Annotated in this window: 20 protein-coding genes and 3 pseudogenes; 9 read left to right on the plus strand and 14 right to left on the minus strand. The window is 59.1% G+C overall.

From position 1 onward, the window contains the following. Positions 1-21 precede the first annotated feature (21 nt). The 4 genes from AB7535_RS40020 to AB7535_RS40035 are packed head-to-tail and all read right to left on the minus strand — an operon-like array spanning position 22 to position 2,820. Positions 22-756 carry a hypothetical protein gene (locus AB7535_RS40020; protein WP_439037672.1) on the minus strand — a complete coding sequence of 245 codons (735 nt, stop codon included), beginning with the start codon at positions 754-756 and terminating at the stop codon, positions 22-24. Beyond that, positions 753-1,169 carry a phage holin family protein gene (locus tag AB7535_RS40025; protein ID WP_439037673.1) on the minus strand — a complete coding sequence of 139 codons (417 nt, stop codon included), beginning with the start codon at positions 1,167-1,169 and terminating at the stop codon, positions 753-755. Before AB7535_RS40025 ends, AB7535_RS40020 begins: the two co-directional genes overlap by 4 nt. Continuing rightward, positions 1,166-1,846: a hypothetical protein gene (locus AB7535_RS40030; protein ID WP_439037674.1), complete on the minus strand. Its 681-nt coding sequence runs from the start codon at positions 1,844-1,846 to the stop codon at positions 1,166-1,168. Before AB7535_RS40030 ends, AB7535_RS40025 begins: the two co-directional genes overlap by 4 nt. Before the next feature lie 11 nt (positions 1,847-1,857). Beyond that, positions 1,858-2,820, minus strand: coding sequence for a DUF3618 domain-containing protein (locus AB7535_RS40035; protein WP_439037675.1), 963 nt, complete (start codon positions 2,818-2,820; stop codon positions 1,858-1,860). Positions 2,821-4,031: 1,211 nt separating this feature from the next. On the opposite strand from AB7535_RS40035, the gene AB7535_RS40040 reads away from it, so the two are divergent. Further along, on the plus strand, positions 4,032-4,280 hold the full coding sequence (locus tag AB7535_RS40040) for a hypothetical protein (RefSeq protein WP_439034290.1): 249 nt from the start codon (positions 4,032-4,034) through the stop codon (positions 4,278-4,280). A 241-nt stretch (positions 4,281-4,521) separates the two neighbouring features. On the opposite strand, the pseudogene AB7535_RS40045 reads toward AB7535_RS40040, so the two are convergent. The 3 genes and pseudogenes from AB7535_RS40045 to AB7535_RS40055 form a co-directional block, all read right to left on the minus strand. Then, positions 4,522-4,732 (minus strand): annotated as a pseudogene (locus AB7535_RS40045) (DNA ligase); the annotation flags it as partial. A gap of 433 nt (positions 4,733-5,165) precedes the next feature. Next, complete coding sequence (locus tag AB7535_RS40050; RefSeq protein ID WP_439034291.1) at positions 5,166-5,309, minus strand: hypothetical protein; 144 nt, start codon at positions 5,307-5,309, stop codon at positions 5,166-5,168. Positions 5,310-6,562: 1,253 nt separating this feature from the next. After that, positions 6,563-7,396, minus strand: coding sequence for an AI-2E family transporter (locus AB7535_RS40055; protein ID WP_439037676.1), 834 nt, complete (start codon positions 7,394-7,396; stop codon positions 6,563-6,565). An 804-nt stretch (positions 7,397-8,200) separates the two neighbouring features. On the opposite strand from AB7535_RS40055, the pseudogene AB7535_RS40060 reads away from it, so the two are divergent. The 4 genes and pseudogenes from AB7535_RS40060 (at position 8,201) to AB7535_RS40075 (ending at position 12,578) form a co-directional block, all read left to right on the plus strand. Then, positions 8,201-8,632 (plus strand): annotated as a pseudogene (locus AB7535_RS40060) (pyridoxamine 5'-phosphate oxidase family protein). Between the two features lie 421 nt (positions 8,633-9,053). Next, the gene (locus tag AB7535_RS40065) at positions 9,054-9,947 is read left to right on the plus strand and encodes a DUF72 domain-containing protein (protein ID WP_439034293.1); all 894 of its coding nucleotides are present in this window, start codon (positions 9,054-9,056) and stop codon (positions 9,945-9,947) included. Between the two features lie 58 nt (positions 9,948-10,005). Then, positions 10,006-11,511 carry an FAD-dependent oxidoreductase gene (locus AB7535_RS40070; protein WP_439037677.1) on the plus strand — a complete coding sequence of 502 codons (1,506 nt, stop codon included), beginning with the start codon at positions 10,006-10,008 and terminating at the stop codon, positions 11,509-11,511. 35 nt (positions 11,512-11,546) lie between these two features. Further along, positions 11,547-12,578: an ATP-dependent DNA ligase gene (locus AB7535_RS40075; protein ID WP_354134864.1), complete on the plus strand. Its 1,032-nt coding sequence runs from the start codon at positions 11,547-11,549 to the stop codon at positions 12,576-12,578. Between the two features lie 148 nt (positions 12,579-12,726). Here AB7535_RS40075 and AB7535_RS40080 read toward each other — a convergent pair whose 3' ends face one another. From AB7535_RS40080 to AB7535_RS40090, 3 genes are all read right to left on the minus strand, one after another. Further along, on the minus strand, positions 12,727-13,653 hold the full coding sequence (locus AB7535_RS40080; protein ID WP_439037678.1) for a transglutaminase family protein: 927 nt from the start codon (positions 13,651-13,653) through the stop codon (positions 12,727-12,729). Positions 13,654-13,889: 236 nt separating this feature from the next. Then, positions 13,890-14,072, minus strand: a complete 183-nt coding sequence (locus AB7535_RS40085) for a hypothetical protein (protein WP_439037679.1) — start codon at positions 14,070-14,072, stop codon at positions 13,890-13,892. A gap of 92 nt (positions 14,073-14,164) precedes the next feature. Beyond that, positions 14,165-14,653 (minus strand): YciE/YciF ferroxidase family protein, encoded by a 489-nt coding sequence (locus tag AB7535_RS40090; protein ID WP_071915852.1) that lies wholly within the window; start codon positions 14,651-14,653, stop codon positions 14,165-14,167. Between the two features lie 208 nt (positions 14,654-14,861). Here AB7535_RS40090 and AB7535_RS40095 point away from each other — a divergent pair. Beyond that, positions 14,862-15,074, plus strand: a pseudogene (locus tag AB7535_RS40095) (DUF2252 family protein); the annotation flags it as partial. A gap of 93 nt (positions 15,075-15,167) precedes the next feature. On the opposite strand, the gene AB7535_RS40100 reads toward AB7535_RS40095, so the two are convergent. From AB7535_RS40100 to AB7535_RS40110, 3 genes are all read right to left on the minus strand, one after another. Next, on the minus strand, positions 15,168-15,323 hold the full coding sequence (locus tag AB7535_RS40100; RefSeq protein ID WP_439034296.1) for a hypothetical protein: 156 nt from the start codon (positions 15,321-15,323) through the stop codon (positions 15,168-15,170). A gap of 117 nt (positions 15,324-15,440) precedes the next feature. Then, positions 15,441-16,712 (minus strand): hypothetical protein, encoded by a 1,272-nt coding sequence (locus AB7535_RS40105; RefSeq protein WP_354112621.1) that lies wholly within the window; start codon positions 16,710-16,712, stop codon positions 15,441-15,443. 29 nt (positions 16,713-16,741) lie between these two features. Further along, positions 16,742-17,920 carry a zinc-dependent alcohol dehydrogenase gene (locus AB7535_RS40110; protein WP_439034298.1) on the minus strand — a complete coding sequence of 393 codons (1,179 nt, stop codon included), beginning with the start codon at positions 17,918-17,920 and terminating at the stop codon, positions 16,742-16,744. A gap of 124 nt (positions 17,921-18,044) precedes the next feature. On the opposite strand from AB7535_RS40110, the gene AB7535_RS40115 reads away from it, so the two are divergent. The 3 genes from AB7535_RS40115 (at position 18,045) to AB7535_RS40125 (ending at position 22,240) form a co-directional block, all read left to right on the plus strand. Continuing rightward, positions 18,045-18,320, plus strand: coding sequence for an SDR family NAD(P)-dependent oxidoreductase (locus tag AB7535_RS40115; protein ID WP_439037680.1), 276 nt, complete (start codon positions 18,045-18,047; stop codon positions 18,318-18,320). A gap of 90 nt (positions 18,321-18,410) precedes the next feature. After that, positions 18,411-18,650 (plus strand): hypothetical protein, encoded by a 240-nt coding sequence (locus AB7535_RS40120; protein ID WP_439034300.1) that lies wholly within the window; start codon positions 18,411-18,413, stop codon positions 18,648-18,650. A 1,061-nt stretch (positions 18,651-19,711) separates the two neighbouring features. Continuing rightward, a complete protein-coding gene (locus tag AB7535_RS40125) occupies positions 19,712-22,240 on the plus strand; it encodes an excinuclease ABC subunit A (protein WP_439037681.1) in 2,529 nt (842 codons plus the stop codon). On the opposite strand, the gene AB7535_RS40130 is transcribed toward AB7535_RS40125, so the two are convergent. Continuing rightward, positions 22,237-22,452, minus strand: coding sequence for a hypothetical protein (locus AB7535_RS40130; RefSeq protein ID WP_354134855.1), 216 nt, complete (start codon positions 22,450-22,452; stop codon positions 22,237-22,239). The two genes, AB7535_RS40125 and AB7535_RS40130, sit on opposite strands and share 4 nt — an antisense overlap. Positions 22,453-22,466: the final 14 nt, after the last annotated feature.

Here is a 22,466-nt window from a genome sequence, read left to right on the forward strand (position 1 = left end):
TGGTCCGCGCCGACTGCTCCATTAGCCCGATTGGGGAGACCTCACTTTGGCGGTGGCTGCCTCGGCGGCATCAATGCCGGCCTGCCTCACCTTATCCAGGGCTTCGGCACCTTTGTCGCCGACTTCTGCGATCACTGTATCTGAGGCTTCGCGCCAGGCCTGCGATACCGCGCCGGCGCGACGATTAACGTCGGCCTTCACATCGTCGGCAACTTTGCCGATATATTCGTTCTCGATTTCGGAAGCGCGAAACGTGCCTGCGACTGCTGCACCGATCGCCAAGCCCACAATCCCAAGCACCAAGGGTCGTCTTTCAAGCAACTCAGTTAGTGACGATTGCGTACTGGTGAGCGCTTCTTTACCTGGAAGCGCAGTGCCAAGTTTGTCTTGGAAGAAGGTGACTCCCTCGTCGAACCGATCCTGAACGTTGTCGACAGCTTCTGAGACTGCATCGTAAGGGGCAGCGGTGGCGCCTCGCAAAGTTTCACCGATGCCCAGCGATCCCTCGTCGCCCATCTCAGGTGCCGTGGGTGGCGCCGTAGTCTGCTTAACAGCCGACGCTGCCGACCTGAGAGGACTCGTCCCAGCATCGGCCACGGGCGAAACTGCATCCACAACAGAGCGGGTCGCGGTCTTCAGCTTCTGGTCGCCAGCCAATAGCCAAAGCGCTCCACCTCCGATTAGCGCAGCGGCAAGAGGGTTTTCCCGGGCCGCCGTCACCAAATTGTCAATAAAACTGCTCTTCGTGTTGCTCATCGCACCATTCCTTTCATAGTGTCCTTATCCTTTTCAAGCTGCCCGATCGTTTCTCGAGGTGCCAGATTGCGCACATCAAGCCGGTTGATGCCGACTGCAAAGAGCAAGGCCGCAATTACCGCCGCTATGAACGCCGATGTTAGATACGACACCGGTTGCGACCATCCTGCCGAGATCAACGCCGCGGATAGGGCAAACAGTGCCATGACGATCGCCGGAATCACCAGAACGGCACCACCTGCAATCAAACCTAGCGCGCCACCAAGTTTCTGAAGCTTGTCGCCAACTTCGGCCTTGGCCAGGTCCATTTCGTTCTGGAAGAGCTTGGCAAACTGCGACATGGTATCGCCCAGCAGCGTCGAGATGGCCCGAAACTCGCCCTGGCTGGTTTTGATATCGTGCTCGATGCTCATGGTACGGTGTTGCCCTGTGAGGATGACGTCTGTTGCGAACTCGAACCGGGCCGCGCGGAACCTTGAGGCCAAGTTTCGTCTCTCGCCGAGAACGGGGCGTCACGGGACTTATGAGCGTCTTCCGACGACGATTTGTTCATTGTGCCACTCCGCTTTGATGATGACGATTGCTCGCCGGATGCTTTTAGGAAGCGGACCGCTGCGAAGCCTGCCAGCACTGATATTCCGAGAAAGGCCGCGGGCTGACGCTTGGCGAAATCAGTTGCGCCTTCTACGAGATCCCGGAAGCTGCCATCGCGGATCTTCTGGGCGGCTTCTTCGACATAGTCCGCAGCAGAACCGATGCCGCGTGCAGCGAACGGTACGTCGCTCTCGAATGCTCGGCCGGCTTCACGCATGTTGCCTGCGAGGCGCTCAACGAAATCCGCGCCCGACCGCTGCTGCTCGCGGGCCTGGCTCTGGATTTGGTCCACAGTCCCTTCCGTCACCCCTTTGGCCGCATCCGCCGCTTCACTGAACTTGTCCCGCGCGAGATCGGCCGTTGCGTGAAAGGCATCGCCAGCGCGCTGCTTCATCTCTGCGCCGGCTTCACCGATCTGTTCCTTCAGATCCTTCGAGGGTCCCTTGTCTCGGTTCGGCGCGAACTGCGTAATATTGTTCGGGTCCACATCGTTCATGATGGTTTCCTTCAGGTGTTGGTGTTTTGGGAGGGGCTAAAGGCGGCTTTGACGACGTCGTCCGCAGCCTCTTTCAGAATGCCCGCCACATCCTGCGTCATACGACTAGCGTGGGTGCCGAGATCGGCCTCGGCGACCTTCTGCGCCGCCGCGTCGGCTGCCGACGTGGTCGTCTCTTTCGCTGCCTCAAATCCGGATTGGGCCGCAGCGGCCGCAGCCTGCTTCACGCCATCGCTGGCCCGACCCATCACGTTGCCTTCAACCTTGGTCTCGGGAAGAGCCGCAGCGATGATGGCACCGATCGCGATGCCCAGGCCTCCGATCAGAGCAGCATTGTCGCCGATGGTCTGACGGGCCTGGTCAGGCGCGTTCGTCGCCGCATCCTTGGCTGCGTCGATGCCACTCTTGAGCTTTTCACCTGCAAAACTGGCAGCCTGTGTTGCGCCTGTTCGCAGGTCATCCGCAAGGCTGGCGGCCCGATCTTGTGCGTCTCCAGCCATGCCAGCGGCTCGGCTTCGAGCAGAGGATAGCTTTTCCGTCGCGTCGCCCTGCATGGCACGGGCACCCTCCGCCAACTCCTCGAGCATTTCCCCCGCTCTATCCATTACCGGACCGGACGCGTCCGCAGCGCGATCACGTACTGTCTTCGAGGTCAGGGCAAGTCCGGCGCCGATCATCAGAAGTGGCAGCGGGACACCTCGCGCCAATCGCAGCAGCGGAATTCCTACTGCAGCGCCCGCGGCCACTGCGCGCATGGGATTGTCCATGATCTGCTGTTTGAGCCCTTCAATCCAGCTCTGGGTCTTGTGGCTGACGTATTCGGAGACTTCGGATTTAATGTGCTGCGGCGAGACCTTGTGGCGGATGTCCTCGGCGGTGTCCGATATCTGCTCCCTTAATCGCCCTACGGTAGCCGCCAGCTCTGCGCGGTTGCGCTCAGACTGACGCTTCAACTCCTCCACTGATCGCGCCATCGCTTCTCACCCTCTTACTTTATTTCTTGTATCTAAGGACGAACACACGCTTTGTTGAATCGTTCCTAGCTGAACGAGGATGACGTGCCACCGGCCAAACTCCCCGCTGGGCGCAAGACTTTGGTACGTGAAGAAAACAGCCTCGAGCAGCGGTGGTGTGCCGAGAAGGAGAGCTCGGAGAATGTCGCGTCGATAGGATCTTCGCAGGACTCGCGCTTGCGCGGGCGGCACAAGCGATCCGATACGATCCGCGTCACTGCCTGCCTCGTTGGCTATGGTTGCTCAAATCGAGACATTCTGCCGCGGCTTGCGGAATGCGTTCGAACAATAGCCAGGGGCCTTGTGGTTGTTACCGGGCATATTCCCTGTACCGCGAGCGGCGCGGGCGCTGGACTTGATTTCGAGTTCAAGGAACGACGTCCTCGCCGGAAGGTCGCGATGGAGACTGGGCCTTTCGCCGGAGAGCCGTGTTCAAATGTCGATTGTTCGCGAAATGCTTCCCCAAGAATAGTTGGCCAGTGTTGTCTGGGCCGGCACAGAGCGCTCAAGGGGGCAACGCGAGTGGGGATCGCCTCGAAGGTCCGCTAAGGCCAGCGATGGTGCTCTTCTTGGTGCGCATGCTCGTTGAGTCTGCGAGTTGTCGGCGAGCTCCTCTGTCTCGGCAGTTGCGACCTCCACGGGGAAGTCGTCTGCTGTAAGTGAGGTAGGCACCTCGACGCGTTTGGTGCTGCTTCAGCTTAGGAACGAAGGTTACAGCGGTCGGTTGCAAGCAAACTTATAGGAGAAAATGACCATGAAGATCGGCAAGATGGCGCTCGCAGCTGCACTTTTGTTCGGATCGATCGCTGCCGCCTCCGCGCAGGGTGGCGCTGGTGGCGGGGCCGGTGGTGCTGGCGGAGCAGGGGCCGGCGCGGGCGCTGGCTCGGGCGGAGCCGGCGGCGCAGGTGCGGGATCAGGGGGCGCCGGAGGCGCGGGTGCGGGATCTGGAGGCGGCGGCAATCCTCCAGCCGCGACCAGCGGTCAAGGGGCATCGAGCAGCCCGGGTTCGGCTAACCCCGGGGTGACTATGAATGACCCGAAGATGAAAGGGAAATAGAAGCGAAAAGAAATGGCCCGCTGACATGATCGAGCGGGCCGCTTTCATGAAGCAGTCGCGGAGCGATTGAGGCTGCGTTAGACCGGCCGGGAGGAGACCGGTGCCAAGAACGTTGGTGTCCAAGTCCGATCTCGAACTGATCGCTCTTCAGGAGATCCGGCACGTTCCCGGCGGGGAGCTCGTTATCTCCGTCGAGATTGAACACGGCGACGCGGAACCCGATGGCCTGAATTGGCGACTGCTCGTGATTGCTAAAGACGGTGCGGACCTCGATCGCCTCCAAAACGCCGCTACAACCACGAGCCATCGGCTGAAGCGTCGATACCAACTTGTCAACCAGGGCGGCAGCTCGGCGGGTGGCTGAAGCTAGAGACTGGCACCCAACACCAACAAAACGGCACCGATTGCCGCAAGGAGAATACCCGGCCAGTTCGCTCTGACCCCCAGGAATCCCACGCCGCGCCGCGTCGGCTCCAGTGTATCGCCGGCGGGCCGACTAAGCGATCCCCGCCAAATTGTAGCGCGTGCCATGTACAAAATTCCGCCGAGAACAAGCAGGGCGCCAAATCCTATCAGGACCATTCTCACCTCCTCGATTCATGGTTTTTGCCCTCATCGAGGGCGAAGCCGGCGATGGTGAGGGTCTCGCGCTGGGCGCAGGTTTTCTTGACCCAATTTATTGCTGCGGCCGACCTGGTACACGCTGTCACGCTCTTTGGAGACGACGCCTTCGAGCCCGACCTTGCAAACATGGGCAAACATCGCGCCCCCGTCGATCTTAAGACTCTCGCTAAACTGGACGTCGGTGCCGGCGAGCGCGCGCCTGCACCGAGGTGCAGCGGCAGGGCTTGGCGTTCGGCAGCTTCATCGAGACGGCGGAGTCGCGGATATTGATCCGCTACGTCCGCGCCTGGTTGCGCGACACTTTCGCCATCTTCACTAGCGCCCGCATCCAGGATCTGATCGAGCAGAGTAGGGCGTAGCGTGACAGGGAGCGACTGGCACATGCCGGGAAGCGAAGGAAAAGTTAAAGATACGCCACCGGGCTCAAATACATGTCCCGGCGGCGGTATTCATTTCCAGCCCCGAGATGGGAACTAACAAAACCTCGGATACAGGTCCTACGCATGAAACTTGGGAAGGTTTCAGGCCCCCTGGTGCACGTCGCCGGGCCTAACCGCTCCCGGGCTAAACGTGCGGCGTAACTCGCGTGCTCTGACTTCTCGAACGTACGGGACTATCTCCGCAACTATGCGTAGGCGCGCTCTCTGGGGACGCCTAGCGCGACCTTGCCCTTGATGAACTCTTCGAGGCCGACCAAAAGTTTACGCTCATCTTCCATCATCTGCTGAAGGGCGTGCGTTTCCTGCCTGAGTGGGTCGTCGTCAGACATCAGTGCTTCACTCTAGTGGGAGCTGTAAATACTCCGCCGGGCAAAGGCCCGCTGGTTCACTGGCGGGCCTACCACCAATAAGCAACCCCTGCCGGTTTACGACAGGGGCTGCCGCGGATGGATGGCCTGAGGCTAGCGCCGGGGCGTCTAGGTGTCACGCCAAGGACCCGCTGAAAGTCAACGCCGCTCGGCGCCTCGTAGCTAGCAGATTTGTTAAGCAGCGCGCACAAATAAGCGGCTTCTTAGGTCGCGTCGGGTTCGATCACGTGTACCAGGGCGGAATACACGTTTTGGTTTACCAATTGTTCTGCAGTACGCATTGCGACCACCAGTCACGCTAGCGGTTCGCCAGCAACGGAAAGGGGCAATTGAACCGCCGGGCCCGATTGGGCAGGAGGCGCGCGCGATCGGCGGCGGCAGATGACGCATCGTCGACGTTTAAGGCGCTAGAATAACGAAGGCCGCAGCGTTTTTCTCGCTGCGGCCCGCGCCGTGTCACAAAATGCCGGTTAAAAAGATCTAAGCGAAGTATGGACCCAGCCCCGGGTGAGATGATCTTACTGAAGCGTTTTCAGCCTGCAATATGATCTATTTCACAAATGGCCTGCTTGCTTAACCTCGAACGAGGGAAGGCCCGCCTGGGGCTGGCTGAGCAGGCGGGCCTTCAACCCCAAGCACAAGGCCGCGTATGTCCCAACGGCCATCCCGAAACCGAGACTGCTCGTGTTTGCTTAACGAGCAGCTAAGAACTGGGCTGACATCACTAGGCTGCGGCCAGTAGCACCCGTAAAAATCCAAGTACGAGCTTGGTGCAAAGACCCCTCGTTCTAGCCGTGGCATCCGCGACGGCGCTCCCGCCCCGGTGCAGCCTATGCCGCAGCTCGCCGAGAGGGCCTTGCGCCGACGTCAACGCCTGGGACCACGCCGAGAGGCGCGGCAGCGTGCTCGCGCGAACGCCTCGTAGGATATCACTTAATGAGGCGCTCGCTCGACGACAAATTGGCGATGATCGTCGGATCCGCTTGGCAGACGGCCGGACGGATTCAGCGTGTCTGCGGCGGTGAAGCTCACGAGACAGCGCGCTGGAAAGACTTTGGAGAGCGGGACGTCTTGAACGGGAAACTCAGAAATAGGAATCGGTGCGAAGCGCTAAGGCGGAGGCGGTAGTCTGCGACGTATTAGAGATATCGCCGGAAATAGCGCTCGCTGTAAGCCTTAAGCGAAAGCACTTCGGGGCCCGCACGTCAGCGCAGTCAGTCAGACCTGCTTCGCTCTTCAGGACGAAAAATCCACTCTCGCCAAACCGTCAATAGTACGGCCATGATGACTGGTCCTAAAAACAAACCGAGTAGGCCGAACGCAGCCAGCCCCCCGAAAATTCCGACGAACGCAAAGAGGAAAGGGAGCCGAGCCGCGCCCCCGACCAGAGTTGGCCACACAAAGTGATCCCCTGCAAGCATGACGGTCGCGCCCCAGAAAAAGACGCCTGCGGCCGCGATCCCGCTGCCACCGCCGGACAAAAGCGTCGCGGCGGCGGCCGTGAACACTGCCCAAGCACCGAATGGGAGCATCGCAAAAGCTGTGGTTATGATGGTAAACATCACGGCATTTGGTACGCCTGCCGCAAGGTATCCGACACCGATCAACAAGCCTTCGCCGATAGCGACGATCACGGTACCGTTCACCGTCCCTCGGATCGAATCCACGATCTTCTGCACCACGCCCTCGCCGGGGTGCCCCAGGATGCGATCGCACGTCTCGATGGTACGGTTAGCGACCGAGCGGTCGTTGCTGAGCAGCACGAACAAGGCAAACAGAGAGAAGAAGAGCATGAACAGGCGACGCATCAGCTGACCGCCGAAAGTGTAGAATAGACCAGACGCATCATCCGCATTGATGGTCTTGAGCCAAGCAGTCGCGGCTTTCGGATCCGACAGATTATCGCGCCACCATTGCTGCACGATTTCTGCTACGACCGGCAGGCGAGCGATCCAGTCGGGCACTTCGATTCCGCTCTCCCTGGCCTTCTTCAGCCAGTTCGCGATGTCACCGCTTTGCTCGGCCACCTGGTAGATGGCAAGCGCCATGGGCGTAAACAGATGAGCGCGGCGATCGCTGTAAAGGCGACGGCTGCCAGCCTTGTTGGGCCCGAGGTGAGCCGTGCAGCGAACTTGATGTAGAGAGGCCACAAGGTGACGGCGAGAATGGTCGCCCAGATCAAAGGTGGCAGGAATCCCCCCGCTGTCCACAGGGAGAGCGCTACCACCGCTACGGCAAAGACCACCCGGGCGTTCATGCGCGCGCCCGAACCAAGTGGGAGCGGCTTTTGCTGCACCGGGTTGCGAGATGCGTCGCGATCCGAAGCTTTCGATGTGCCGGGCTTTGCTATCCGTTTGCTAACCGTGTTCGGGCGACCCACTTGCTACCTCGCTTGGCGGTCCGGCGCTCGTCGATCCTACCGGGGTCGCTAATCTTGCCGTGAAGTAGGCACCGCTCGTCAGAAAACATCCGAGGCTTGATCAAGGTTCCATCCAATGTACGGGGCCTCTGATCGCTCTTACGGCAGTAAAAGACCATTGTTCACGCAACAGGCGGGCGCGCCTTAACAAGGCGGGGCTGCCTACGTGGGCTGCCCCGTATGCCGGCATCTAGGTAAGCCGATTTACTTTTTACATTCGGTTTCTGTCGAGTTCCTGCGCCATGCCAAGGTGATGCTGCAGAGTGGGCAAGGGTTTGTTCGCCCCATCCTTGTTTCGGATCGTAACGTTGACCGTCCGCGAGCAATGAGCGGCGTAATCGCTTGTCGTCGCTCCCACGGCTAACCAGTTGCGGACCTCAAGGGAACATGGGTTGAACCCCGCAGTTGCTCCCCGGCCAATGGAGAAGGAAAGATGTCCAAGAAATCGCTCGCTGAAATCGCGAAGGAAATGGCCGGCATCGACATCGCCATTCTTTCGACCCACACAGAAAACGGTGAGATCGCCAATCGACCCATGAGTAACAACGGCGACGTGGCTTACGACGGCACGTCTTATTACTTCACTTACGAAAAGACGCGGACAGTTTCTGACATCCAACGGAATCCTAATGTCGCGCTCGGATTCTCATCCGAGACCGGTCTATTCGCCGAACGGATCTAAGTGGCCGTCGAAGGGACTGCCGAACTGATCCGCGACAAGGCCGTCTTTCATCAGCACTGGACAAGTGAGCTCGACAAATGGTTCGAAAATGGCGTGGATACTCCAGGCATTGTCCTGATCAAGGTCAAAGCCAACCGCGCGACCTATTGGAAAGGTCGCGAAGAAGGTGAGGTTGGACTCTGACTGAAGATTCAACCGGGGCGAAACCCTAGTGGGGCCAGCTCTTTCGATGATTTTTCCGCAACCGCAAGACCGGCGCTATCACGATTGTACAGTCACCCAATCTCATTCTGTGGATTGTGATCGTGGCCGGCCTTTTGCTCTGGGTATGGCCATCAGCACGCAAAGCAAACTTGGCCCTGACGATCGCGGCCAACGGTGGCCTCGTTCTCTGGACGGTGGATGAAATCGTCCGTGGCGTCAATCCTTGGCGGCGCTCTCTCGGTGCAGTCGTTCTTCTCTACGAATTCACGACCCTTTTTAAACGACGGTAAAGATTCCGCACGCGGGAGCGGGAGCCCAGATGTCGCCGCGGACTTGCATTGTAACGGCGCCAGCAGGGCTCGCGAGGCTGTAGCGGTAGGCAATCGAGGGTCGTTCGCAGATGGCACCACCGACGCGGATCGAATTGACCCCCGAGGAGCTCCGAGAACGCAGACGTCTGCGACGCGAAAAGCAGCGCGAGGACAATATCAAGCGTGCCGCAAAGATGCATGCTGCTCGCCTCAAGACAAAAACTGACCGTCCAAAGGATCCGCCGCGACACAGACAGTTTGTCCACGTCGGATGCTCCGGCTGGCGTTATTGGAAATGGCGGGACTCATTCTATGCAGACGTGCCGCAAACCGAGTGGTTTAATCATTACTTAACGCGTTTCGACACTGTCGAAATCAATGCATCCTTTTACTCGTGGCCGACAGTCGCCGGTGTCCAATCCTGGCGGCGGCAGCCCGGGAGGAAGAAGTTCATCTACACCGTCAAAGTCTCCGAACTCATCACCCACGTGAAACGATTCAAAGCGACAAAGACGCTCATCCGGGATTTTGGAATGATCGCCGACATTCTGGGTGACCGGATGGGCTGCTTTCTGTTTCAAATGCCGCCGAGCTATCGTTACACCAAGACCTGTCTTAATGACATAGTCTGCCAGCTGGATCCCGAGCGTCGCAACGTCGTGGAGTTTCGGCACGCGAGTTGGTGGAATGAAGAGGTCTATGAGGCTTTTCGTATCGCGGGGATTATCTTCTGCTCCTGCAGCGCGCCACGCTTGCCGGACGAACTCGTTCGGACGAGCGATGAACTCTACATCCGCCTGCACGGCCCAAAGCGATGGTATCGTCACGATTATTCCAAGAGCGAGCTGGAGATCTGGGCCAAAAGGATCAAGGCGAGCGGTGCGAAGCGGGCCTGGGTCTATTTCAACAATGACAACGACGCGCACGCTCCCAAGAACGCGACGACCTTCAGGCGCATGCTGGCCGTTGTACTCAAGGTCTGAGACGTAGAATTGGAACTCTGCCTGACATGGGAACGTTCTCACGTGTTTGGAGAACATCATGACCAGCAAATCGCTCTGGATGGATATTGACGTCGCACCTGATGCGCGCGTGCTCGATGGCGCGCAGGAGTGCGACGTCGCCGTGATTGGCTCCGGGATCGCCGGGATATCAACGGCGTATGAGCTTTGCCAGCGCGGCAAGTCCGTCATTGTCATCGACCGCGGCCGAATTTGCGGTGGCATGACGTCGAGGACGTCGGCTCACCTTGCTCCTTTGTGCGATGATCTCGTCAGCGAAATGACGAAGATCAGGGGGCACGAGGCGACAAAGCTCTTTTGCGACAGCCAGGCGGCTGCCATCGACCGCATCGAGGAAATCCAGAAGATAGAGAAGATCCACTGCGACTTTCGCAGGCTTGACGGCTATCTCATTCAGGGGCGGGACATGCCGTCCGATATCATCGACCAGGAAATGGATGCGGTCCGCGAGGTCGGAGCTCCCTTCCACCGGCTGATGGGCGTATCCCTCAAAGGGTGCGAGGGCCGCCACGTTCTGCGCTATCCCCGGCAAGCGACTTTTCATCCCCTCAAATACCTGGCCGGGGTGGCAAAGGCCTGCAGTAAGAATGGCGTGACCTTTTTCCGAGACAGTCCGGTCGACGAAGTGACTGAAGACAATGGTGTCGTGACGGTTAAAGCCGCGCGCGGCGCCATTCGCGCCAAACATGCCGTTGTCGCAACCAACTCTTCGATCTCCGACCGCTTTGCCATCCACACGAAGACGGCTCCCTATCGGACCTATGTTATCACCTTCGAGATCAATCGCGGTGCGATACCTGACGCGCTCTACTGGGACACTGAAGATCCTTACCATTATGTCCGCCTGCAGCCCGGTCCCGCCAATACCGACTATGTGCTGGTGGGAGGCGAAGATCACAAAAGCGGAGAGGCAGACGACGCTGATGAGCGTTTTGACAGACTGGAAGCCTGGGCCCGCAGCCTGGTTTCCGGCCTCGGCAAAGAGACGCATCGCTGGTCCGGGCAGGTGCTCGATACAATCGATTATGCCGGCTTCATCGGACGGGATTCCGGCGGCAAGAATATCTACGTCGCGATGGGCGATTCCGGGCAAGGCCTGACGCACGGTGTCGCCGGCGCGATGCTGAATACGAGCCTCGTTTTTGGTGAGGATCACCCCTGGAAAGACATCTACGAGCCGGGCCGGGTTCCTCTTAAGGCCGCGAAGAACTTTGTGACTGAGAACATTACCGCACTTAAAAGCTTTGCTGAGTATGCGGCGCCTGGCGAGATTAACTCACTGGACGATCTCAAGCTTGGCAAAGGCGCGGTCGTGCGGCGTGGACTGAAAAAACTTGCAGCCTTTAAAGACGAGGCAGGTGCGCTGCACCTGAGGTCGGCGAGTTGCACGCATGTGGGTTGTCACCTGCATTGGAACAGCTTTGAGACGTGTTGGGACTGCCCCTGTCATGGATCGATGTTCGATGTCGACGGACAGCCAATCAACGCTCCTGCCATCGGGCCTCTCGCTCGTGTGGAAGACTGAGCGGCGTGAAAAAGCGCCGCATCGCAATCAAGGCCATGGAGGCCCGTTCGGTCGACGCCATTCCGATCGGCGAGCTATGGCTGTACGAACCGAAGTGGGATGGCTTCCGTTGCCTTCTGGTGCGGGAGGGCGAGCAAGTCGACCTCCATTCGAAGTCCGGGCAGAACCTCAACCGGTACTTTCCCGAAGTCATGGCCGGCGCGCTTGCGGTCCGCGAAAAAAGCTTTGTCCTCGATGGCGAGATCGTCGTTCCGACCGGCGGTCAACTCTCATTCGATGATTTGTTGCAGCGCATTCACCCTGCTGCAAGCCGCGTGAAGAAACTGGCGGCAGAGAGCCCGGCCTTGTTCCTCGCGTTCGACCTCTTGTTGAAAGGCGGAAGCGATCTGGCGGGTGAGCCTCTCGCCAAGCGGCGGCCACTTCTGGAGAATTTCGCCGCTCGTTTCTTCTCGAAGACAAACCTGTTTCGCCTTTCGCCGGCCAGCTCGAAGCTGAGGGATGCCCAACGTTGGCTCGCGTCGGCGGGCGGTGGAAGCGATGGCGTCATCGCGAAGCGCCTCGACCTTCCATACCAGGCCGGCAATCGAGAGGGTATGCAAAAGATCAAGCGTTATCGTAGTGCGGACTGTGTCATCGGCGGCTTTCGCTACGGCGAAAACCGTCTAGCGGGCCGGCAGGTCGTCGGGTCGATTCTTCTCGGGCTCTACGATGATGACGGGTTGCTGCACCACGTTGGATTCTCGTCGGGGATCAAAGCAAAGGACAGGCCGGCTTTGACCGACAAGCTCGAAGCCGTCAAGCAAGCTCAGAGCTTTACAGGAAATGCCCCTGGCGGTCCCAGTCGCTGGTCGACGAAGCGATCGCCAGAATGGCAGCCGGTCAAGCCGAAATATGTGGTCGAAGTGTCCTACGATCATTTCACCGGCGGTCGCTTTCGTCACGGGACTTCGATCATCAGGTGGCGACCGGACAAAAAGCCTTCTCAATGCACGTTCGAACAGGTTAGGCAAAGAGCCGATCGCACCCTCCTATCAAGGCTCGGGATTGGTGGACGTTTGTCTCGGTAAAGAGGTTGCGCACCGTTACTCCGGAATGAGCGGGCGCTATCGTTGGCATAATGCGCTCGCGAGCAGCCCGCGATCCGGCTTGTTGACGTTGTCGCCGGACATGTTTGGATTGCGAGCACTACGGCGGTCCTCCCCTTGGCGCAGTTCATCAGGGCGATCTCGCCTTGTCCTGGCTCTTATCGGTGATGAGAACGCCATTAGCGCTCCCGCCTTCCGCGGTGACCGAGACAGTCACGCCCATGCTCAGGAAGCTATCGCTTGGGCCAAAGAAGCTTCCTGATACTGGTATGCACTGGCTGATATCGCGGGCAACTGCGACGGGGATCAGATTTCGACCACCGACGCTGCGGTTCGTCGGGTCGAAGGTGACCCAGCCCGCACCTGGTAGGAACACCTCGGCCCAAGCATGGGTCGAGCCAGCATCGCCCGAACCTAGGAGCTGATGGCTCGGGTCGTGGAGGTAGCCGGAGACGAGCCGCGCGCCGAAGCCGAGCTTTCGTGCGGATTCGGCGAACAAGACTGCAAAGTCGCGGCACGATCCCCGCCCGCGGTCGAGTGACTCCTCGGGAGATTGCGTGCCCTCGATTTCACGGCTCTGGTACCGAACGCGCTGGGCGACTCCGGCGTTCAGGTCTTTGAGCAGTGAAAGCGTATCGGTTGGGTTGCTACGTATAAACCCTCTCGTCCAGTTTTGCAGTCGCCCGCCCGGATCAGGGTATTGGGCAATAGTTAATGCGCCGAGGTCGGTCCATTCTTCGTCGGAGTAGCGGAACGGGTATGAAATGGCCGAGGCAGCGATATCGAACACCGGCCAATCGACTGCATCGAGAAGAATATCGGCTTCGCTGCCAATAACGAGCGTCGGGGCTGTGTCTGCAAAGTTGATCAGGGCGACAGTGTTGCCAAACACATCCTGGGCCCACTTGGTCACAGCGTCCGGCGTGATCGTCAAGATGTGTGACATCAGCCGCAATTCGCGGCTTTCGCGAGGGCGTAGCATTAGGCGGTGTGGAGAGAGATGTACTGCCTCTCTAAAACGATAGGTGGTCGTATGGCGGATTCGTATCGCCGTCATCTCGGCCTCCGTTTGTCAGGCCCATGGATTCTACAGCGGCCTCGCGACCTGAGATCCCGTATCTTGCAGCAGAAAACGATGGCCGCGAGCGTGGCGCTAATCACGTTCGCGCCGACGATCATCCAATCGAATAACACCGTAGACGATCCAAAAACCCGAGACCGAGGGTCAGCGCCCAGAGCATGAAGAGCGAGAGATCCTCCGTGGACCCGCGTGGCCACGCCTCATACGGCCAACTAGACCAACTCGGCGTTAGGCGCGGCCTTTGTAGGCTGCGTGCTACTCACCGGGGTCAGAGCCGGAAAGCTGTCTTTCAAGCCTCTCTCAAGTTCATCGTCTTGCTTCTTATCACTGCGCATTTCCTGCTTGGAATCGGCGGCGTGTTTGTCAGTCGGCGCCGGATTGAACTTTTCACTCATGTGATTGTCTTTCTAAATCGAAACGAAACGCTGCATTGAGAGCCGGGAAGGGCCGTCCGGAGGGCGGCGCTTCCCGATCCTTACAGGGTGGTTCAGGCTGCTTCCGCGTTGACTGCCGTCTCAGCAAGCTTTGTCAGCGCATCGTCGGTCTTCTTCTCTTCGGCCAACGTCTGATCCAACAACTTGACCGCATCCTTCATACCAAGCTTCGTGGCCCAGCTCTTAAGCGTCCCGTACCTGGATATCTCATAGTGCTCGACCGCCTGAGCGGCAGCCAAGAGCCCGGCATCAAGTGCCGGCTCACCCTTGTACTCGTCCATGATCTCGGTGCCCTCATCGAGAATGCCTTCGATCGCGTCACACTTCTTTCCGCGCGCCGGCTTTTCGAGAAGCTCGAAGATCTGTTCGAGGCGACCGATTTGACCTTCGGTCTCATCGTGATGTTTTTCAAATGCCGCCCGAAGTTGATCGGAATTGGCGGCCTTCGCCATCTTCGGCAAAGCCTTATAGATCTGTTTTTCGGCGTAGTAGATATCCTTGAGGGTATCGAGGAAAAGCGCATTTAGATCTTTGTCGGCCATCGGAACGCTCCATAAGTAAAAGGATTGATGCACGGCAACATGAGGTTGAGGCGATTGTTCCTAGCCAAAAGCAGCCCGGCCGAGTCTGGCTGCAGCGAGCCGCTCTACGTCGCAAGAATGAAAAGCCAACGATACCATTGGGTTCAAAATTCTGGCCACTTGCGCCGGAAGAGACCAGCGATGTCAAAGGCTTTTCCCGAAAGCCGCGTTGCACCACCTGGCCGTATCACTGCGATCACGCGATGACGACGCCGATGTTGAATTCATTGACGCGGAGTACTGGATGAAAGGCTGCAGTTCGCTCGGAAAGCTGCGTCTCGCGGGTCTCTGCAGCTTCGGTAACGGCAGAAAGAGGGACTTGGCATTGATGGACGTGAAAGATGCTGTCAAGCTGGCGGCCCCCCCGGTATGTGACGAGAAGATGCCGAAGACAATTCGGAGCCGGTTGTCGAAGGCGCTACACACCTCTCGCCCATGCTCGGCAAACGGCGGCGCAATTCGGAGAGAACTAGGATCAGGCGGACGACGAATTCTTGAGGTTGCGCGCCTTCTCACGCAAATCGTCGATGCGATCATGTGCGCCCTGACGTGTGAGAAGCTCGCCCGACTTGTCCAGGATATCGGCCTCACGGCAGAGCTTCGTGATCTCGCCGCGCTGTTCGTCAGTCATGGGTCGTGATGGGCATTCAAGGTCATGCTGTATTATGTCCCCGTGGCCTTCCCGTGGAGGCGATTCCAGGATTGAAAGGCCAGTATAACGAGCCTGACCTTGACTGAGCTCTGACGCTCAGGATCGGGAAACTGAAGCAAGCCACCAGTCGCCGATCGCTCGCGTCAGATCGATCCAGAGGCTCGAGGGGAGATCAGGCACGGCGATGCGGACGCTGTAACGGTCGGTCGTCAGGTCGTGAAACCATTCGGTCGCGGCAAAATCAAAGCCGAAACTCCCAGCGTGACGGATTGGAAAGCCGACTTCGCTTAGCTCCTCGCTCATGGCTGCGGCCGCCTGCCGGGCTGCCGCTTCGTCGAGAGGTTCGCGAGATCCCAACGTGACGTATAGTCCGTGAACGGGCTGCAACTGCGACGGCACGCCTCGCAGCCTCAAGGCGAAATGCCGGGAGGAGAAACGACCGTTACGAAGGATCGAGGCCATACGCCTCCTCGTCAGGCGACGGTAAGCGGATGTGCCTACGAATGGCGGAAAGTGCGCGGGTAAGGCTGCGTTGCCCAGGAGCCTTATGGCGTTGCGCGTTTCCGCCATAAGCTCTTCGAGGCATGAGGAAGGAATCCGCTGTGTCGCGAAATCGCTGCGGATCAACGTAATGGAACCTAGCCGCCCGTACTCCGCACCCAACGAATCCAACTTATTGTGACTCCGGACCAGGATCAGCGGAACGCCCCGGCGCCTCGACCACCTGATTACCTGCTCAATACGTCCCGAACTTCCGGTGAAACATGTTGTGTCGAAGATGATGAGGTCGAAATGCAGCTTTCCGCAATTGACGACGTCGCCGAAATCGCGAGACGCGATGCATGAATCCAGCAACAGGACTCTGCGAGAGGTACTGTCCGTCGAGAAACTCTGGATCGACCCGATTACCAGGTGCAGTTGCTGCGCATAGCCGTCGATCAGTTCTAATGTTTCCCCGTAAGAGCCTGGCAGCGCAACGACCTCGCCACCTTTCATCGACTTGGAGAGTGCGAGGAGTAGCGAAGCAATCGCCCCCATTCCCGAAGCCGTGTAGATCGTTTGTCGAGCGTGCCGCTCATCGAGCGCATAGAATGACGGTCCTTCTACGGCCAGGTCAGCGCGTTGATAGTCGTATTGAAACTTAAAGGGCCCGCTGGATGGACGCGCGCTGCCCGCCCATGCGGTCTCGGTGGCGTTCCACTCCTGCGTCTCATGCGCGGCTCTGAGAGCTGCGGTCAGCTGAAATTTACGACGAATGACTTCGGCGACCGAATCAGGACGATCCAGTGATAGCGGTGCAGCCAGGCAGCTGTTCAGAAGCTTCAGTTCTTCCAGCTTGCGATCGAAATACGCGTCTGTGCTCTCCATCCTAATCCTGCTCGGATAGCCGACAGTCGTCAGGCTCCGAAAGGCTTCATCACAACTTTGATGCAACCGTCCTTCTTGTCCCGGAAGGTCTTGTAGAGTTCCGGCCCCTCCTCGAGTGTTGCCCGATGGGTGATGACGAAGGATGGATCGATTTCGCCTTTCTGGATGCGCTCCATAAGCTTCGGCATGTAATGCTGGACGGGGGTCTGGGCCATCCGGAAGGTGAGGCCGCGATTGATGGCGCTGCCCATAGGAATCTTGTCCAGATACCCGCCATAGACGCCGACGATCGAAACCGTGCCGAAATTTCGGCAGCACTCGATCGCCTGTCGAAGAACGTGCGGCCTGTCCGTTCCCATGAAGGTCGCGACCTTGATCCGGTCGATCACAGAGCCAATGCTGGCAGTGGTTTCAGGCTCGGTGCCGACGGCGTCGATGCAGGCATCCGCGCCGCGCCCGCCGGTCAACTCCTGGATGCGATCGTAGATGTCGTCGTTCTGGAAATCGAGTGTGATTGCACCCGATTGTCTGGCGAGTGCCAACCGTTCAGGAACGGTATCGATCGCCAGCACGCGCTCCGCCCCCAACAAAAAGGCGCTCTTGATAGCGAACTGCCCGACAGGACCGCATCCCCAGACAGCCACTGTTTCGCCGCCCTTTATGTTGCAGAACTCGGCGGCCATGTAGCCGGTCGGAAAGATGTCCGACAGGAACAGCACCTGTTCATCGGTGAGACCTTCCGGGACCTTGTAAGGACCGACATCGGCGTAGGGCACGCGCAGGTACTCCGCCTGACCGCCGGCAAAACCACCGAGCATATGCGAATAACCGAACAAACCGGCCGGAGAATGCCCCCACATCTTCTCGGCCATCTTGGCGTTGGGGTTGGACCGCTCGCATCCGGAGTAGAAGCCGTTCTTGCAGAAGAAGCATTCACCGCAGGAGATCGTGAAGGGCACCACGACGCGGTCGCCGACGTTGAGCTTGGTATTGTCTTTGCCGACGTCGACGACCTCGCCCATCGTCTCGTGGCCCACCACGTCGCCTTTTTCCATGCTCGGCATGACGCCGTCGAGCAGATGCAGGTCCGAACCGCAGATCGCGCAGGCAGTCACCTTGATGATGGCGTCGCGGCCATGCTCGATCTTGGGATCCGGCACGGTCTCGCACCGGATGTCGCCTTTGCCGTGCCAAGTGAGAGCTTTCATGTAGGGAACTCCAAGCGAATGATGACGGCTAAGCTTAATTGCGTCTCGAAGTTCCTATCGCGTTAGGAACGGCGGCTGCCTAGCGCGATTAAGGAGGCAACCTGGGACCAAACGGAGAGCCGAGATGGTCAGGCAATTTGCAATCGTGCCCGGCGCATCTACAGGGATCGGTTACGAGTTTGCGCGCATATGCGCGCGCGATGGGTATGACCTTCTGATTGCCGCAGACGAGGTGGAAATTGAAAGGGCGGCCGCCGACCTGCGACGTGAGCCTGGCGCGGAGGTCGTCGAAGCCCTCCACCTCGACCTCGCCACGCAGGAAGGCATCTCCACGCGGCCATCAGGGGCCGTCCGATCGACGTGCTCACGGCGAATCTTCGACGCGTTGTACACCGCCTGAAAGCTGCCGGGCGTAGAGCCGGCAATCGAGGCCTCTCTGAATTCACTGTCGTTTGCGCTTCGCGAGGAGCTTCGCGATTCCGAAATCAGCGTGACCTGCCTCATGCAGGGCGCGACCGAGACCGAGTTTTTCAAGCGCGCCGACATGCTCGACACCAAGGTGGGCTCAGAGGACAAAGACGATCCTGCCATGGTCGCGCGCCAGGGCTTCGACGCCATGGTGAAAGGCGAGTGCGATGTTGTCCAGTCTGCAGTGGCAAATGCGACGCCCGCGGAGATGCTCGCAAAACAGCATCGTAAAATGGCGGAACCCGGCTCCGCCAAGCATTAGCCGGCAGGAGGAAATGTCATGCTTACGAAATCAATGCTGGTTGGCGCCGTCTTGGCTGTCAGCTCAACTATCGCTTTCGGCGGCCCTTGCAATACAGCTAACCGCGATGCCGGCTCTGGACCCGTCACGACGGGCCAAGCGAGTACGAGCACGGGCACCCCCTCGCCAAGCGCCAAGGAGCATCCGCCAACTTCTGCCATGAACAAGTCGAGCGAGAACACCGCAACCTCGTCGCAGGACGCCCAGCGCCAGATGCAAAGCCAGCCGACGGCAGCTGAACAGAAGACGACCACCGGCGCCCGCGACAACGAGTGCTAGGCGGAAAAACTCCCAGGCCGAGCGCGAGAGGTTGGTGGTGGCCCTGCTTCTCGTGCTCGACGTCTAGTAGAGGAAAGCCAGAGGATCCATATATTCTGCCGTCGCCGTATCGGCGCATAGGATCGTAGGGTTACACAGCGGTTGTCTTTCCTCGGCGTGGAGGGCGAGGAGTTCATTGATGGATGAAGCGGTGAAACGGACGGAACAACCAGTCGTGGGCCGACCGGCGCACGGCTACGTGCGCGTTCGCGGTGCTCGCTGGTTCAGCACAAGAGCTAGTTACCAAAGGTACAGCGAGCACGCCGTGCGGCGCAGTACTTAGGATGTCGACCGACTATCAGCTATAGTCAATCGGGCCTCAGATTGGCGGCAATCGCCAAGAATAGGAAGGGTCTTTTAGATCGGATCGACGACGTTCAGTGTGGGCGCGCGGACTTTGGCTGCATACTCGTTTACGACGTCAGCCGTTGGGGGCGCTTCCAGGACTTTGATGAGAGCGCGTATTATGAGTTCTTGTGCAAGCGTAAGGGTGTGCGTGTTGAGTACTGTGCAGAGTAGAAGTCCTCAACATTTGTCGGGAACTGAACGACGGGCGCGAGAGCCGGTTCCTAGATGTAAATCACAGGAGCTCGGGCTTTCGGCGCTAAGGGACGGCCGGTGACTGTTACGGAACCGGTCATTTCCCGGAGACTTTCCTCTTCGAGACGGCCACAGCGTTTCCGCGAGTGGCGAGGAACCGTACGATGGACAAGTCGCTGATCGGCGATAAGGGCGAGCAGAATATCCATACAGACGACGGTTTCGTCCGCGTCCGCGGAGCCCGCGAGCACAATCTGAAGGACGTTTCGCTCGAGATACCCCGAAATGCGCTCGTGGTGTTCACGGGCGTGTCCGGATCCGGGAAGTCGTCGCTCGCCTTCGGGACCTTGTACGCAGAGGCCCAGCGGCGCTACTTGGAATCGGTCTCACCGTACGCCCGCCGCCTTTTCCACCAAATGGCAGTGCCCGAAGTAGACTCGATCGAGGGGCTTCCCCCCTCAGTCGCCTTGCAGCAACAGCGAGGCTCGCCGACGACAAGGTCATCAGTCGGCAGCGTGACGACCCTGTCCAATCTGCTGCGGATGCTGTACTCGCGCGCCGGCGACTATCCGCAGCATCAACCGTTGCTATATGCGGAGTCGTTCTCGCCCAACACGCCCGAGGGCGCTTGTCTCAATTGCCATGGCATTGGCCGCGTCCATGCTGTCGACGAACGCCAGCTCGTTCCCGACGATACGCTGACCATCCGAGAGCGGGCCGTAGCCGCGTGGCCAAGCGCCTGGCAAGGCCAAAACCTGCGCGATATTCTCGTCACCCTCGGCTACGACGTAGACAAGCCGTGGCGCGAATTGCCGAAGAAAGATCGGGACTGGATCCTGTTCACTGACGAGCAGCCGACGGTGCCGGTCTACGCGGGTTATACGCCTGCCGAGACGAGGAGGGCACTGAAGCGGAAGGAGGAGCCGAGCTATCAAGGTACTTTTACCGGCGCGCGCAAATACGTGCTGCAGACGTTCGCCACGACGCAGAGCGCTATGATGAAACGCCGGGTGGCACAATTTCTGTCGAGCTCAAATTGCCCAGTCTGCAAGGGGAAGCGGCTTAAACCCGAACCGCTGTCTGTCACCTTCGCCGGAATGGACATTGCCGAGGTTTCGCGACTGCCGTTGAACCAGCTCCGCTTGTTGCTCGGCGGGCATCTCGACAAGAAAAGGAATCAATTCGTCGGCCATCCTGAGAAGGCTCTCGTGGTGCAACGGATAACGGAGGACGTGTCGGCACGCCTTGAAGTGCTACTTGATCTCGGTCTTGGCTATTTGACGCCCGAACGCAGCACGCCGACGCTGTCGCCAGGCGAGCTACAGCGGCTTCGATTGGCGACGCAGGTCCGCTCTAATCTGTTCGGAGTGGTCTATGTCCTGGATGAGCCCTCTGCGGGACTGCATCCGGCGGACACGGAAGCCTTGTTGCGCGCTCTCGACCGCCTGAAGTCGGCCGGCAACTCGCTCTTCGTCGTCGAACACGAGCTCGACGTGGTGCGGCACGCCGATTGGATCGTCGACGTCGGCCCCGACGCAGGCGCGCAGGGAGGGCGTATTATGTACAGCGGTCCCCTGGCAGGACTGAAAGACGTGGAAGCGTCTCGGACGCGACCTTACCTCTGTGGCCAGCACGAGAGGGTGGCAAGGGCTCCACGAGACCCCCGCGGATGGCTCAAGCTTCGCGGTGTCACGCGCAACAATCTCAATCGGCTAGACACGGAAATTCCGCTCGGCGTGTTTACGAGCGTCACGGGGATTTCGGGATCCGGCAAGTCGAGCCTCATTAGTCAGTTTCTTGTCGATGCCGTGGGCGACGAACTGGGCCAGCGCAAAGAGGCGGGCGACGAGGACGACAAGCTAGAGACTCCGGTCGAAACCTTAGGTGGCGAGATTGCGGAAGGCCTCGATGACATCAAGCGATTGGTAGTCGTGGACCAGAAGCCGATCGGCCGTACGCCGAGATCGAATCTCGCGACTTACACCGGCCTGCTGGATCATGTTCGCAAGATTTTCGCCTCAACCAAACAGTCGCGTGCAAGGCGCTATGACGCGGGCAGGTTCTCCTTCAATGTAGCGAAAGGCCGTTGCGAGACGTGCCAAGGGGAAGGCTTCGTCTGTGTCGAGCTTCTCTTCCTGCCGAGCGTTTACGCTCCCTGTCCGACTTGCAAAGGCGCGCGGTACAACGCCAAAACGTTGGAGGTCAAGATCCGGAACAAATCAATCGCTGACGTGCTGGCGTTGACTGTGGACGAAGCGTTCGAGTTCTTCAGTAGTGAGGATTTTCTACGTCGTTGTCTGGGCGTGCTTCGCGACGTCGGGCTCGGGTATATCCGGCTCGGCCAGTCGGCGACCGAACTGTCAGGAGGCGAGGCGCAGCGGGTCAAGCTCGCCACCGAGCTGCAACGGGCGCAACGTGGTCAGACACTCTACGTTTTGGATGAACCGACGACTGGACTTCATCCGTCGGACGTCACCAAATTGATGAGGCAACTGCACGGCCTGGTTGAGGCCGGCAATACGGTCATCGTGGTCGAGCACGACATGACGGTGGCTGCCGCCAGCGACTGGATCATCGATATTGGGCCCGGTGCCGGCGACGAAGGCGGTCGGATAGTAGCCTCAGGCACGCCGTCGCAGGTCGCGAAGAAATCGCGCAGCCGGACAGCAAATTATCTCGCAGCCGTCCTCTAAGATCCTGAATCTGTTGCCTTCAACGCCGCCAGGCGCTTGTGTAGAAAGGCCAGAACCATAAGGGGCGTCAGTTGCGCGTACTGCTTCTTGAATTTTTGAGCTATTTTCGCTTCGATCATATCGACGAATTCGCCGGACATGTAGGCAGTCAAGACCTCTGGATGTACGTAGCTCTTGCGGCAGATGGCAGGCGTGTTGCGCGATTTCTTCATGATCCGCTCCCGAG

Origin of the sequence: Bradyrhizobium sp. 956_D2_N1_4, from assembly GCF_052076025.1 — a bacterium.
In the GTDB taxonomy this organism is placed as follows: domain Bacteria; phylum Pseudomonadota; class Alphaproteobacteria; order Rhizobiales; family Xanthobacteraceae; genus Bradyrhizobium; species Bradyrhizobium barranii.